Source organism: Streptomyces sp. S.PNR 29 (assembly GCF_030386795.1).
Classification (GTDB): domain Bacteria; phylum Actinomycetota; class Actinomycetes; order Streptomycetales; family Streptomycetaceae; genus Streptomyces.
In genome coordinates this window covers 465,519-478,070 of the sequence record NZ_JANUQM010000001.1, presented here as the reverse complement: position 1 = coordinate 478,070, position 12,552 = coordinate 465,519, and the positions used below count along the sequence as shown (strand labels likewise).

Annotated in this window: 13 protein-coding genes; 6 read left to right on the top strand and 7 right to left on the bottom strand. The window is 64.5% G+C overall.

Translation table 11 applies throughout. The annotated features are described in order from the left end of the window. Positions 1-86: 86 nt before the first annotated feature. The gene (locus NW895_RS02355) at positions 87-1,259 is read right to left on the bottom strand and encodes a serine hydrolase domain-containing protein (protein ID WP_289933351.1); all 1,173 of its coding nucleotides are present in this window, start codon (positions 1,257-1,259) and stop codon (positions 87-89) included. Between the two features lie 45 nt (positions 1,260-1,304). Beyond that, a complete protein-coding gene (locus NW895_RS02350) occupies positions 1,305-2,627 on the bottom strand; it encodes a transcriptional regulator (RefSeq protein ID WP_289933350.1) in 1,323 nt (440 codons plus the stop codon). Between the two features lie 261 nt (positions 2,628-2,888). On the opposite strand from NW895_RS02350, the gene NW895_RS02345 reads away from it, so the two are divergent. The 5 genes from NW895_RS02345 (at position 2,889) to NW895_RS02325 (ending at position 6,754) form a co-directional block, all read left to right on the top strand. Continuing rightward, complete coding sequence (locus NW895_RS02345; protein WP_354670060.1) at positions 2,889-3,581, top strand: helix-turn-helix domain-containing protein; 693 nt, start codon at positions 2,889-2,891, stop codon at positions 3,579-3,581. Positions 3,582-3,900: 319 nt separating this feature from the next. Beyond that, positions 3,901-4,527, top strand: a complete 627-nt coding sequence (locus tag NW895_RS02340; RefSeq protein WP_289933348.1) for an AAA family ATPase — start codon at positions 3,901-3,903, stop codon at positions 4,525-4,527. 108 nt (positions 4,528-4,635) lie between these two features. Beyond that, entirely contained in the window at positions 4,636-5,547 is a 912-nt protein-coding gene (locus tag NW895_RS02335) for a radical SAM protein (protein ID WP_289933347.1), read from the top strand. Positions 5,548-5,553: 6 nt separating this feature from the next. Beyond that, the gene (locus NW895_RS02330) at positions 5,554-6,192 is read left to right on the top strand and encodes a class I SAM-dependent methyltransferase (RefSeq protein ID WP_289933346.1); all 639 of its coding nucleotides are present in this window, start codon (positions 5,554-5,556) and stop codon (positions 6,190-6,192) included. Between the two features lie 10 nt (positions 6,193-6,202). Continuing rightward, on the top strand, positions 6,203-6,754 hold the full coding sequence (locus NW895_RS02325) for a CYTH domain-containing protein (RefSeq protein WP_289933345.1): 552 nt from the start codon (positions 6,203-6,205) through the stop codon (positions 6,752-6,754). Between the two features lie 50 nt (positions 6,755-6,804). Here the strand turns inward: NW895_RS02325 and NW895_RS41140 are convergent, their stop codons facing one another. Together NW895_RS41140 and NW895_RS02320 are read right to left on the bottom strand one after the other, a co-directional pair. After that, positions 6,805-7,302: an NUDIX domain-containing protein gene (locus NW895_RS41140; RefSeq protein ID WP_354670059.1), complete on the bottom strand. Its 498-nt coding sequence runs from the start codon at positions 7,300-7,302 to the stop codon at positions 6,805-6,807. Positions 7,303-7,614: 312 nt separating this feature from the next. Next, positions 7,615-8,244, bottom strand: coding sequence for a hypothetical protein (locus tag NW895_RS02320; protein ID WP_289933344.1), 630 nt, complete (start codon positions 8,242-8,244; stop codon positions 7,615-7,617). Between the two features lie 165 nt (positions 8,245-8,409). On the opposite strand from NW895_RS02320, the gene NW895_RS02315 reads away from it, so the two are divergent. Next, positions 8,410-9,264, top strand: coding sequence for a GNAT family N-acetyltransferase (locus tag NW895_RS02315; RefSeq protein ID WP_289933343.1), 855 nt, complete (start codon positions 8,410-8,412; stop codon positions 9,262-9,264). Positions 9,265-9,363: 99 nt separating this feature from the next. Here NW895_RS02315 and NW895_RS02310 read toward each other — a convergent pair whose 3' ends face one another. From NW895_RS02310 to NW895_RS02300, 3 genes are all read right to left on the bottom strand, one after another. Next, positions 9,364-10,239 carry an aminoglycoside phosphotransferase family protein gene (locus tag NW895_RS02310; protein ID WP_289933342.1) on the bottom strand — a complete coding sequence of 292 codons (876 nt, stop codon included), beginning with the start codon at positions 10,237-10,239 and terminating at the stop codon, positions 9,364-9,366. Continuing rightward, positions 10,236-11,717, bottom strand: coding sequence for a helix-turn-helix transcriptional regulator (locus NW895_RS02305; RefSeq protein WP_289933340.1), 1,482 nt, complete (start codon positions 11,715-11,717; stop codon positions 10,236-10,238). Before NW895_RS02305 ends, NW895_RS02310 begins: the two co-directional genes overlap by 4 nt. 105 nt (positions 11,718-11,822) lie before the next feature. Then, the gene (locus tag NW895_RS02300; RefSeq protein ID WP_289933339.1) at positions 11,823-12,551 is read right to left on the bottom strand and encodes a haloacid dehalogenase-like hydrolase; all 729 of its coding nucleotides are present in this window, start codon (positions 12,549-12,551) and stop codon (positions 11,823-11,825) included. Between the last annotated feature and the right edge of the window lies 1 nt (position 12,552).

Below are 12,552 nucleotides of genomic sequence, written 5' to 3'. Positions count from 1 at the left end.
GCGGTGAGCAGTTTTGGCCCAATGACGAAGGGGTCCCCAACTGGCGGAACAGCACGGTCCCCAGAGAGCCGCCCGAATGACTACTCTTAATCCACCGTCTTGCGTACTGCGTCGACCAGCGACGTCGCACGCACATCGTCGGGACCGCCGATGATGTGGTTCATCACGTACCCGAAGGCGATGCCATGCTCCGGGTCGGCGAAGCCGAGCGAGCCGCCTCGACCGGTGTGGCCGAAGGCGTTCGAGCCGGTCATGGGGTTTGTCTCGGTGGGCAGCATGTATCCGGAGCTGAACCGGCTCGGCACCACCATCACCTGGTCCGCCCCGCTGGCCTGCTCCCTGGTCGCCAAAGCGAGTGTTTCCGGGGTGAGCAGGCGCACGCCGTCCACGTCGCCGATCACTCCAGCGTACGCGCGCGCCAATCCGCGAGCGGTGCCGATTCCGTTGGAGGCTGGCAGTTCCGCGGCCTGAACCTCGGGTGAGTTGAAGTCGATCTCGGCCGGATCAGTAACCGAGAACGCCCGGTTGCTGAATGAGTTCGGGTCGCGCCAGGCGGCGACCAGTTCGCGGAGCTCCGGGGGGATCGCCTCCGGCGGTAGGGCGGTGAAGTCGATCTCGGGCTGTTTGTACATCATCCGGCTGACCCGGTCGCGTTCGCTCGCGGGCAAGCCGATGAAGAAGTCCAGCCCCAGGGGGGCGGCGATCTCGTCGGCGAAGAAGCGTCCCGGCGTGCGCCCGGATACCCGGCGGATTACCTCGCCGACGAGCCAGCCCCAGGTCCGACCGTGATACCCGTGCGCTGTGCCGGGCGTCCACTGTGGGCGTTGGGCGGCCAGTGCGGCCACCATGGGCTGCCAGGCTAGTGCCTCGGCCAGCGGCACCGGTTGATCCAGCGCGACGAGGCCGGCCTGATGGGACAACAGCCAGCGCACCGGGATCTCCGCCTTGCCGTTCGCGGCGAACTCGGGCCAGTACTTGGCCACTGGCGCGTCCAGGTCCAGCGCGCCGCGCTGGACCAACAGATGCGCTGCGGTCGCGGTCAGCCCCTTGGTCGCCGAGTAGACCAGTTGCAGTGTGTCCCGCTCCCACGGACGGCCAGCGTCAGGGTCGGCGATTCCACCCCACAGGTCCACGACCGGTCGGCCGTGGTGGTACACGCACACTGCCGCGCCGATGTCCCCGTGCCGGGCGAAGTTCGCCGCGAACGCCTCGCGCACCGGTTCGAAGCCGGCCGCGACCTCACCGTCGATCGTCGTCATGCCGTCCATCCTGGCATTCTGGCGGTCGGACGCGAGGGGACGAGCTCAGGCTGCGCCGGGCAGCGCCCGGAGTCGCTCGCGGAACTCACGGACAGCTGGAACAGACTTGTGCGGATCGAGTCGCTCGGAGAACTCCTTCAGGCGGTCCAGAGCCCGTACTGAGCTGACCTTGTCTTCGAGGAGTTCGGCGCCGTAGTTCGCAGCGTAGAGCGCCCCGTCCAGGTCGTTGCCGGCGAGGCGAGCCTCAGCGAGGCGACTGGATCGGACCGCCTTGTCTCTTGGTGCTGCCTTCTTGACGGAGGTCTCCAGCGAGCTCGTTGCACGCTCCACCTGGCCCGCACGCAGAAGGACCTTGCCCTCTGTCGACTTCAGTTGTGCCTCGCCGAACCAGTCAAGCCAGTCCGGGTTCTCCTCGACTGTGTGGCGCTCCCAAAGGGAAGCGGCACGGTTCAGCGCGGTACCGGCCCTCTGGTGGTCGCCGTCGCGGGACAGTGCTTCGGCCTTGTGCAGGTAGAGGAAGGACTGGGTGTAAGGCGACAGCGTTCGCGGGGCGTTGCCAATGGCGGTCGAGATCAGGTCGACCCGCTCGGCTGTCCGGCCCGCCTCGGAGACGTGGACTCCCATCTCCGCCAAGATGAAGGCGCCGAAGGCGTCATCTCCAGCGGTACGGGCGCCGCGCAAAGCCCCAACGTAGTATCGCTGCCCGGCGGACCGGAGCCCTGCGTCGTAGGCCATCCACCCGGTCAGGTGGGAGACCCGGGCCGCCAGGGCGTACAGGCGGATGCGGATCTCGTCCGTGTAGCGGCCGGCGCTCAAGAGGGCGGTGATGAGGGCGAGATCGGCGCGGGCTTGCTCCAGAAGCCGGGCGCCCCCGAGTTGGTCATCGAGTGTACGGAGTGTGCTGATGCGCTGCTCGATCGTCGAGACCATCGTGTCTGTCACTCGGTCACCATTGAGTGCTGAGGCGAAAGCGGAGGGCGCCTCTGCCCAGCTCGCTGCAAGCCCCGTCAGGGCGGCGCCGGTGATGGTGAGGAACCCCCGACGGTCCATGCGGCCACTCCCAACCAGATCAGCGAGAGCCTCAACCGTACCGGCCTCAGTCCAGGGCGCGGTGAGCCCGGTAACTTCCCATACAGGGAGCCAAAGGGGCCATCCTTCCTCCTGAGCCTGCTCGTACGGAACGCGCAACAGGTCGGCGAGGACGCGTTGAGCGTCGGCGTCCGGCTCCTGGCCCTGCTCCCACTTCCACACGGTTGTGCGGTTGGTCGCCAGGGGGATGCCCAGTTCCTGTCCCCGCGCCTGCATGCGCCGGGCGAGTTCGGCCTTCCCCCAGCCGCTCGACTCGCGGACGAAGGTCAGTGGGTGCATTGCTAACGACTCACCACTCACGTCATCCCTCCCGTCAACCCCGTTCGACGATGGGGAGACTACCCACGCTGACGTGCTCATGAGCGCCCTCAGCCCGAGAGGAACCCCTCAGAAACGTTCCCGCCTGCCCGACTGATGGCTTCACTGGGTCACCAGGCCGCTGTGCTGTCGAGTTCGGGGATGTCCTCGGATCGCAGAAACCCCGACGGCCAGAGAGATCAGTTCTGCACAAGATCACCGGCCTACTGATGGGACCTCGTCATGCGATACCCGTCGACGAGCACCTGTCCGTCGACGAGCGCCTCCCCGTCGATGAGTTTGTCCGCGATCACCGCACATCTGGCGGGCGATGTAGTGCTCGGCGCTGCCATCCCGCAAGGATCCACACTTCCGGCGCCATGCCCGCTGCCCTCCCAGAGCTCGGCGCCTCGATGGATGCACTGGCACGCGCTTCCACGCGACATGGGACAGCCCACGCCCGCACCTGCCGTAGGTACGGGCAGGGGGCAACACGCCCGCCGCTGCCGGCGCTGCCAATGCGTCCTCAGTCGGTACAACGAGGAGGAATACTGCAGCGGCTGTTCACGCAGGACGCGGCATCAGCCTGAGCCAGTTCCCAGCGTGCCGAGCGATGTGTGGGCCCGTCCCGATGTCCAGGAAGCTCTGTTCGCTCGCGACTTCGGCAGGCTGTGTCAACTGGTCCGTGTCGCAGGCGACTTAAGACAGAGCGACATGGCTGCGCTCACAGGGCTGAGTCAAGCCTTCTTGTCCATGCTTGAGTCAGGCGCACGGCGGCTGACCAACATCGACAAGATCGTCGAGCTGCTTGCCGGGCTCAAAACTCCAAAGGAGCTCACCGGCCCCATGCTCCGGCCCCATGCTCCGAATGCCGGCTGGAGGGGGGATGAGCCAGATGAGCGGCACGACAAGCATGAGCGACCGAACGGCACATAAGGGCCGCTCATCGGGTGAGCCACAGGGCCGACCTGCCATGTGGTCTCTGTCTCGCTGGGAACACCCTCCAAAACCGACGGCGTCATTGGCCTCATGAGACTGGCCGGAACGTCAGCATCACGCCAGTGATATCACCGGTGAAATGTGCGGCATGACGCCGTAGTCACCACGCTTAACATCCCCCGGGTCCGCGGTTGGGATGGCACGGACTCCGTCACCAGAAACCTCAGACGCGGTCTCCATGCCGCTCCCTCAGATCAACCCCTGACCAGAAGGCCGACGCTATCTCCGAGATGTGCGATGAGAAGGAGCCCGGCAAGTGCCACAGTCGCCCTCGACCTTGTCCCCACAACCTGCGGACAAAGCGGAAGCGCACGAAAGTAGGAACGGTTACGGCCGGTTCATCGTACTTGAAGGGCTGAGCGCCGTCGGCAAGAGCACCGTGGCGCCGCTCTTAGCTCACTCTCTCGATGCAGTGGCCATGCCGACACTCCTCCCCGAATTCGAGCATATCCGTAAGGAAGTCGACAAGAAGCAGCTTGTAATGCCCCGGCTGCACTTCTGGATGATGACGAACTATGCAGTGTCCGAGACGATTCACCATGTTCTGAGGAACGGCCAGGACGTTGTGGTTGAGAGCTATTTCTACCGGACGCTCGCGACTCATTCGGCGTTGGGGATTACTGAACTTCCCCAAGTCGATTGGAGTAGGGCTCTCGAACCGGACGTGACCTTCCTTCTGACAGTAGATGAATCGGAACGGCAGCGGCGGTTGGCGGAGCGTGCGAGGCAGAACGGACTGGGCTACTGGTCACGCGTAGAGGAATCCAATGTGACCGCTACTCAACGTATGTATGAGTCGTTTGATCTCAATCGCTTCGACACAAACGGACTTAATGTAGCCGGCGTTGTCGACGGGCTCACTCATCTCGTCAAAGTCCAATGACGCCAGCCTTTGGGCCCATCACACAAGACGGAGTGAGAGCTCGACATCACCGCTGCTACGCGTTGCAACCTACGACCCCCCGCAGGCACGCCGAAGGAGTTGAGCATCGTGCTCGATCAAGTCGCAGGGATAATCCGCGTTCGCATGTTCTACTTGCAACTCCAATACAAGTGCAACATGAGGTGCAAGACCTGCTTCCACGGCAAGCTTCTTGAAGCTCCAGATCAGTTCACGCTGGCGGAAGCGTGCGCCATCCTCGACCACTTCCGCGAGGTGTATCAGCTTGAAGCGGTGACTCTTCTGGGCGGTGAGCCGCTTCTGTATCCGCACATCGAAGACGTGGCCGCGTACGCGAAGGGAATCGGCCTTCGGGTAGAGATCTGCACGAATGGTCACCGTGGCTTCCGATCCCGGATCCAAGCGGTAGCACCGTGGCTCGACAAGTTCCGGGTGTCCCTCGATGGCCTCAAAGACAGGCACGACGTCATCCGTCAGGCCGGCAGCTTCGAGGGTGCCATTGAGATGGTGGATCTCGTACGCGAACTGGGGATCACCACGGGCGCAACGATGACCGTCACCGAGGGCAACCTCGACGACGTGGTTCCGCTCGCCCGTCTGCTGGAGGCACACGGGGTGGGGGAGTTGAAGCTCCATGCTCTCCGGCTTGTGGGTAACGCCGCCGAGAATCCGGAGCTCGAAGTCGGCGACGCGGCACGGTACGCCGACCTTCACCATCAGATCGCGGACGCGGGGCTGGGGATCCGCATCGTGTACGACTCCGACCTGTCTCCCGAGCCCTCAGGCGAGCAGTGCTCCAATCTGGTGGCCGACGGGTGGCTCGATCGCATCGAGTCCGATCCACGTGGCGGTCTGACCGTCTCCTGCAAGGCTGTCGGCCGCGACGTGAATGCCTTCCGGTGGGACAAGACTACGCGGGCGATCAACTACGAGCCTCGGGCCAACGACGAATTCGCAGTCGGTATCCCAGACGTCGTGTACGCGACAGCGCAGGCCGGGTGAACGCTGATGCCGGCAACCAGGAGTCTCTGGCAGGAGACTCGGACGTTCTTCCCGCTGTTCCTGAGCCTTATCGAGGAGCGGGGGGTGTCGTCGGTATGCGTCGTCGGTGCCTCGGATGGCAAGTTCGTACTGCCTCTGGCCCGACGCGGAATCCACGTCGTGGCCATCGAGCGTGACGAGACCGCGATCAACGGCGGTCCAGTGGTTCTGCCAGGGCACATTCAGTCGAATATGCCGGGGTTGCGTAAGCGGCTGGCTGAAGAAGGACTGTCAGAGCGAGTCGAGATCGTGGAGGCAGATATCCTCGGCCCTGCCGTGAAGGTGGGGCCTGCGGAAGCGGTGTGGACAAGTTGCTCCTGGCACTACAGCGTCAACCACCACCGGCCCCTGGGCGACTTCATCTCGGCTATGAAGGATCTGTGCCGGCAGGAAGGCGGCGTGTTCGGCGCCGAGTACATGATGCCCGTCGAGCCGCGACACCTCGCCACGGAGCACTATCCGGAGGAAGGAGAGATGCGACGCTTCTTCCTCGACTGGTCGATCGACTGGGAGACGTACACGCCTCCCTTCCTCGAGGACCCTCACGTGGAACAACTACGTGATCACGTCCACCGCATGGGCCTGATCATCGCGACCCACCAGTAGGAAGAGAACGATGCAGACCGAGTTCGAAGCACGATTCCTCAACGTTGACGCCACGAAGATCAGCGAGCACCTGGCGTCACGCTCCGCCACTTGCACGATGCCACGCACGCTGATGCGGAGGATCGTCTTCATGAACGGCGACATCGAGTCCCGCCGCGGCTGGCTGCGCCTTCGGGAGCAGGGCGAGAAGACGATGCTGACCTACAAGCAGGCCACCGGTGAGGTGTCGGCCATCGACACTGTCCTCGAAGCCGAAGTGGAGGTGGGCAGCTTCGAGAAGGCCAAGACGCTGTTGGAGGCCATGGGCTTCACCGCCATGCGTTTCCAGGAGAACTATCGCGAGGAGTGGAAGCTCGACGGGGTCACGTACGACATTGACACATGGCCGGGCCTGCCGACCTTCCTGGAGGTTGAAGGGCCCGACGAGGCTGCGGTGCGAACGGCCGCCGAGTCCCTGGGGCTCAACTTCGAGGAAGCGTCCTTCGGCAGCGTTGACGAGGTCTACAAGGCCGTCCTCGGACGCGACATCCTCGCAGAATCGCAACTCGCGTTCGACGCGTAATCCGCAACTCGCGGGGCGGCCGCGACAGCGGTCGCCCCGCGAGTTGCGGTCTACGAACTGGCCGGTTCGGGCCATCCGACGCACGAGAAGGCAACTCCCTGAGGAAACAGCCTCAGAGCCACAGCTGAGAAGTCCACCATCGGTTCCGGGAGATCAGCCATAGGGTGCCAACCGAGGCTGGCGCACTTGTGGGGCTCGGCATTGAACGGCTCACCTGACCATCGGCGTACCCGAAAGAACAGGTGCAGCCGGGGATCGTCCTCGCCGGTCCAGTGGTGAACGGTGTGCACCAGTTCCAGATCCTCCTCCCGAAGGTCCAGCCCTAGTTCCTCCGCCCCCTCCCGTACGGCTCCTGCAGTGACGGTTTCGCCAACCTCAAGGCTGCCAGCCGGCAGGTGAAAGTGGCCGTCTCTCCATCCCGTTCCCCTCCTCAGGCCGAGGAGGACCTTGTCGTCTCTCAGTAAAATGAGATGCACACCGATCACTGATCGGTAATGGCCGTCGGTGTAGGTGGTCGCGGTAGATGGAGAGGTCGGGCTAACCGGCATGCTGGTTCCCAGTAGGCGAGGAAAATCTTGCTTCACATCAGTTTGCCTCGCGCGCAGCCTGCTACGTGACCAAAGGCTGGATACAGGCCCGTGCAGGAAAAATTGGAGTGCGGGACCCCTTGCTCCCCGTCATGGTCTTCCTGGCTTAGACATCGCTCCGGGATGGACTGGGCCAACTCCACCAGGAATACGCGTGTTCGAACCTGTATGGGCTGACGGTGTACTGAGTCTCGCCGAGCCGCCAGACGATCCCCCATCCTCTGAATGCCGAGTTGTATGCACGATTCTGACGGCTGACGCGGTTAGGGCAAATCACGAAGCCCAGCCCTGACTCAGGGGGAGTTCGCCGACCCGGTGCGCTTGGCGCTGCTCCGTGATCCACTGCTCGACCTGATCCACGGATTCGGCGACTGGTCGGTGCGTGGTGTCGAGTAACTGCGTGCACCATCGGAGGTCATCGGCATTCCATCCGGTCCAGCGGTTCCAGACCATCTCGGACCAGCCGTCATCGACAATGACGCGAGGCCGGTGACGGGGGTCGAGCGCATGGTTGCGGTGCCACTCGGCCCAGCCAAGGAAGGCGTCGACCGCCTGAGTGTCCCACCGCCCGGGGTCACGTTCGGCAAGACGAGCGCGCCGGACCTCGTCGGCGACATCAACCAGGCACATGGCGATGCCGTCCAGCAGTGGGGCGGAGGGCGCGGCCAGGACCTCACCCAAAGGCGACTGTCCGGTGAAGAGCAAGTCGATGCCCCGGTCCTGATACTGAAGCGCGCGACGCAACCACATCTCGGTCATGCGATGGCGATAGCGCCGATCGGCACCCTCCGGCACGCCCAGTTCATCGAAGTCGTGCACGACAATATTCCGGAGCCGATCGGCTGCTGCATAGGCGAGTGTCGTCTTCCCCGAGCAACTTGAACCGGTGAGCTTGAGCAGCATCACGCCAGGGTGCCACTACCACTGCACCTTCCTCGACCGGTTACTTCGAGCGATCGAAGTAGGCGGCGGCGTCCTCGGGGCGAGGCGGCGTCCTGATCGCGCCCGGTAGCCTAGCCCGTCGGAAAAATCACGGGCACAGTCCGTGAACGCGCGGGAACATGAGGCATGCGCCCGGACGACTGGCACTTCACCGATGACGTCGACAGTTTCCTAGGCCGCGCAGGAGGCTTCCTGCACTCGCGCCCCGCCGTGCACACCATTCCCCTGACGGCGACCGAGGCCCTGCGTACACGCGGACCGCATGCATACGGTGCCGAAGACCCCTTCTTCGGCATCCTGGAGAGAGCGGGCGAGGTCCGCGCAACCTACTTCCGCACCCCGTCCCACCGCCTGAACCTCACCCCCCTCACACCTGACGAGGCCGACACCCTCGCCGCCCACCTGGCCGCCCTCGGTCTCCCCGTCCCCGGCGTCAGCGCGGACCGCGACACCGCCACCGCTTTCGCCGAGGCCTGGCAGCGGCACACCGGCGCGACGCCAATGCTCCACGAGCGCCAGCGGCTGTACCGCCTCGGCACGCTCACGCCACCGGAACCGCGTCCGGAGGGCCAGGGCCGGGTCGCGGACGAGCAGGACCGCGAACAGCTCATGTGCTGGTACGAAGAGTTCGCCGCGGCCCTCGGATCGGCTCCCTCTGCGAACCCCGGCGCCTGGGCCGACACGCGCATCGCCCACGGACGCGTAAGGTTCTGGGAGACCCCGGACGGTTCCCCCGTCTCCATGGCGGGCGTGACCCTGATGGTCGCCAGCCAGGTCAGGGTGGCTCCCGTCTACACGCCAGCCCACCTGCGCGGACGCGGCTACGCCGGCGCTGCGACGGTGGAAGTTAGCCGGGCGGCACTGGCGGCCGGCGCGGCGGAGGTGCTGCTGTTCGCGGATCTGGCCAACCCCACCAGCAACGGCCTGTACCAGCGGATCGGCTACCACCCGGTGAGGGACTTCGCGGTGTACGACTTCTAGGCACTCCGGGGGCTCATGGACAGAGCCAATACCGATCGCCGCGGTTGAGACGGTACTGTCAGGCCTCTAGTCGCAGTGCCATTAACGTCCCGATTGCCTTCAGGCCGCGCCCCATTGAGCTTGCTTATCGTCATTTTTCAGAGTTTCGATGCGATAGGAAAGTTGCTCGGCGGCATTCATGTCGCCGTGATCCGCACGCCGGATGAAGGAGCCAAGGGTGTGTAGCTCTCGGATGCCGACCAGGATGGAGAGTCCTGGCCACCGCCTGATGTCGTATCCGTATCGAAGGGCAAAATCATCCAATTCTACAGAAGTCCGACCGAATCGGACTCCTTGGAACGTGTTGGCCAAGTCGATCTCTCGCGGTCCGAAGGCGGCCTCGTCCCAGTCTCCAAGTCTGACGTTCTGCGCGTCCCAGAGTGTGTTGCCTGGGTAGGCGTCTCCATGGATGTGCCCTTGTCCCAAGGGAAAATGCAGCTCGCCGTAAGCATTCAGGAGTTCCTGCCGACGCTCAATGAGCCACGCACGCTGGTTCGGTGCCAGGTAGGTGCTGGATTCCACGGAAGTCTGGAGGGAGACGAGCGGTTGGTACTGCGGCAGCGTCATCGGCGGAGACGGAAGGGAGTGCAGAGCTCTGAGCAGGTCGCCCAGCCGTCCGGACGGTGGGGCCTCATGCCCAGATTGTGGGTAGTGCCGCCAGAACGTGACTGCGCACGACCCGTATGTCAGCGGCTGGGGCACATTTAGCGGCTCCGTCGCCGGGAAGTTGTTCGCGACGAGCCAGTGAGTGAGGGAGACGGCCGTTTCGAGGCGGCGCTGCTGCGCGATAGGGCTGACGCGCACCACAACGCCTTCTGCGGCATGAAGGAACACCGAGGTGGCATGGTGGTGAAGCGGGGCAAGAGAGCGGTCTGTCAGGCCTGCTGCCCGGCAGGCCATGCGGGCGGCGGACTCAGGAGAGACCGTCATCGTCATGAGGTGAGGGCCTTCGCTTTGGTGTCGATCGCCTGGTAGCCGCGGGTGGCATCTGCCAGCTCGCGAGCAACCCGGCTCCGGGCGAACCGTGGGTCTTCCAGAAGACTAGCTACTCCCTGCACGGCGTCGCCGAGCTGCCGGATACGACGGTCCACCGGCAGCTCGAGGATGGGTTGGAGCTGCTCGCCAGCCCCCTCGATTTCCCCAGCTGCGATGCGCGCTGTGACGATGTCCAGGCGTGCCAGGGCCTCGTCGCCGTATGACCGCTGCTCTTGTGGGCCCATCTCGTATAGATCGACCGCCGCGGCGGCGTGTTGTTCGGCCCGCTCGTGTTCTCCGAGGAGCGCGTAGGTTCCGCCGATGTAGTACTCCTGCTTGGCTTCCGGAAAGGTGAGCAGCCCTCCAAATCGGGTGAGTCCGTCGGGGTCCGTGCGCTGCTCGCGGGCACGCTCGAGTTCCTTGAGCGCGGCTTCTGCCGTGCTCCGGTCCCCGAGGCGTGCCGCGGCCCTGGCGTGGATCGCGGCGGTCCTGATCAGAGTCTCGCCGCTAGGGGCAAGCCGGATCGCTTGTTGCGCATATTCGAGAGCTGTATGACGGTGAGTTGACCACTCTGCGATCAGCGCAGCTGTGCCCTTGACCCATGCCCGGAGGTCGTCGTGGTCGGCCTGCCCGGCAAAGGTCCAGGCTGTCTGAAGTTGGGCGATCGCCGAGTCCTGATCGCCCAGGTTCTGTGATGCGTGTGCAAGAAGGAGGCAACTCGTGCCGGCGAGAAGAAATAGCTCGCGGGTCTGGCCGGGCGGCTGGTGACCGCTCAACAGAGAGAAGAGTCGGTCTCTCGTCGTGAGGAGGTCGCGAAAGAGCGGGTACAGAGGGGCGTGAACGTAGTCCGTCGCGATCGTAGCGATCTTGGTCTCGAGCCCTTCAAGTTCGACGTCGCTTACGTTGCTCCTCGTGATCTCTTCCGTGAACTGGAGCGACTGAGCTGCAGCTTGGGCTGCGAGTTCGTGCAGATCCGCTCCCTGCTCACCGGACGCGACCTGGTAACCGACGGAGGATCGTCCTAAGAGAGGTAGGGGAAGGGGCGAGGGCTTCGCATGATGCTGCTCACGGAACGGTGGGGGGAGCAGCGCGTCGGGTGTCTCAATGCCCTTCAGGAACCTCGCGACCTTGTCGAGATTCGTTAGGCGGCGAGTTCCTGCTTCCAGCATCGACAAGAAGCCCTGGCTCAGCCCCGTCATGAGAGCCATGTCTTCCTGACGAAGGTCCGCCCCCTCGCGGATGAGGCGACTGGCTCGCCCGAAGTCCCATGCGGAGATCGCAGATTGGACCGCCGAGTCGTGCCAGACGGTGTCAGGAACGCTGCATTGAGGGCGAGTGTCGAGACGCCTGTCGCGTGCGCACGCCGCACACCGGTCCTCATCGTTGTACTGGCTCAATCGACATCCGCAGTCCGCGCATACGCGAGCGTGCTTGCGCATCGCACCCCCGTTTCTCGTCTGCGTCCGCCAGCGTAAGCGGGGTACGCGCGTGCCGATATCACCCTTGTAATAGGCGCAGTTGAAGGGTTCTTCAGGGTGCCGTCATCAGTCGCGGCCGCCAGTCGCTACAGCAATAGCGTCCAGGAGTTGGGGGACGTCTTCGAGGCTGTCGAGGACGACATCGGCTCCGGCCGAGGCGAGTTCGTCAGCGGCAGTCTTGCCGGAAGCGACTCCGATCACAGGAGCGCCGCCCTCCAGGCCGGTACGGACGTCTTCGAGGGAGTCTCCGATGATGACAGTGTTGGCACGGCTGAAGACCGTCTCGTACTTGGCCTGGGCTCGTTGCTGCGCCACACCGACCAGGGCAGGGCGATGGTCGTTGTCGGAGGAGTACCCGCCGACCTCAGTGTCCAGGAACCCGGCGAGATTGAACGCGTCCAGCTTCAGCAGCGCGTTGGGCTTGAGGTTTCCCGTGACGACGGTCGGAACGTAGTCCGGCCGTGCATGTACTGCTTTGAGGGCGGCTACAGCGCCGGGCAGGAGGACGCCTTGCTCCCGCAGCTTTCCGGTGTGGGCGGCGAGACGCTGTGGCAGGAGTTCCACCATGCGCGGCAACAGACTGGGGATCTCCTTCTCAGGAACGCCGTTGTCCAGGAGCAAGGAGCGGATCGCGAGGGGCATAGTGACCCCGGTGCCCCGGGCCGGAAGACGTTCCGCAGGGCGGCCGACGATCTCTGCGAAGGTCTCGCGGTACACCTGCCGGTCGATGTCGCCGACGTACAGCAGAGTGCGGTCGATGTCCCACAGCACGAGGATCCGCCTGGCGTCAGTCAAG

Bases quoted from the DNA above. Each gene is read 5' to 3' on its own strand.
- NW895_RS02355 (WP_289933351.1), bottom strand. From the start codon at position 1,259: ATGACGACGATCGACGGTGAGGTCGCGGCCGGCTTCGAACCGGTGCGC.
- NW895_RS02350 (WP_289933350.1), bottom strand. From the start codon at position 2,627: ATGCACCCACTGACCTTCGTCCGCGAGTCGAGCGGCTGGGGGAAGGCC.
- NW895_RS02345 (WP_354670060.1), top strand. From the start codon at position 2,889: ATGCGATACCCGTCGACGAGCACCTGTCCGTCGACGAGCGCCTCCCCG.
- NW895_RS02330 (WP_289933346.1), top strand. From the start codon at position 5,554: ATGCCGGCAACCAGGAGTCTCTGGCAGGAGACTCGGACGTTCTTCCCG.
- NW895_RS02325 (WP_289933345.1), top strand. From the start codon at position 6,203: ATGCAGACCGAGTTCGAAGCACGATTCCTCAACGTTGACGCCACGAAG.
- NW895_RS41140 (WP_354670059.1), bottom strand. From the start codon at position 7,302: ATGCCGGTTAGCCCGACCTCTCCATCTACCGCGACCACCTACACCGAC.
- NW895_RS02320 (WP_289933344.1), bottom strand. From the start codon at position 8,244: ATGCTGCTCAAGCTCACCGGTTCAAGTTGCTCGGGGAAGACGACACTC.
- NW895_RS02315 (WP_289933343.1), top strand. From the start codon at position 8,410: ATGCGCCCGGACGACTGGCACTTCACCGATGACGTCGACAGTTTCCTA.
- NW895_RS02310 (WP_289933342.1), bottom strand. From the start codon at position 10,239: ATGACGATGACGGTCTCTCCTGAGTCCGCCGCCCGCATGGCCTGCCGG.
- NW895_RS02305 (WP_289933340.1), bottom strand. From the start codon at position 11,717: ATGCGCAAGCACGCTCGCGTATGCGCGGACTGCGGATGTCGATTGAGC.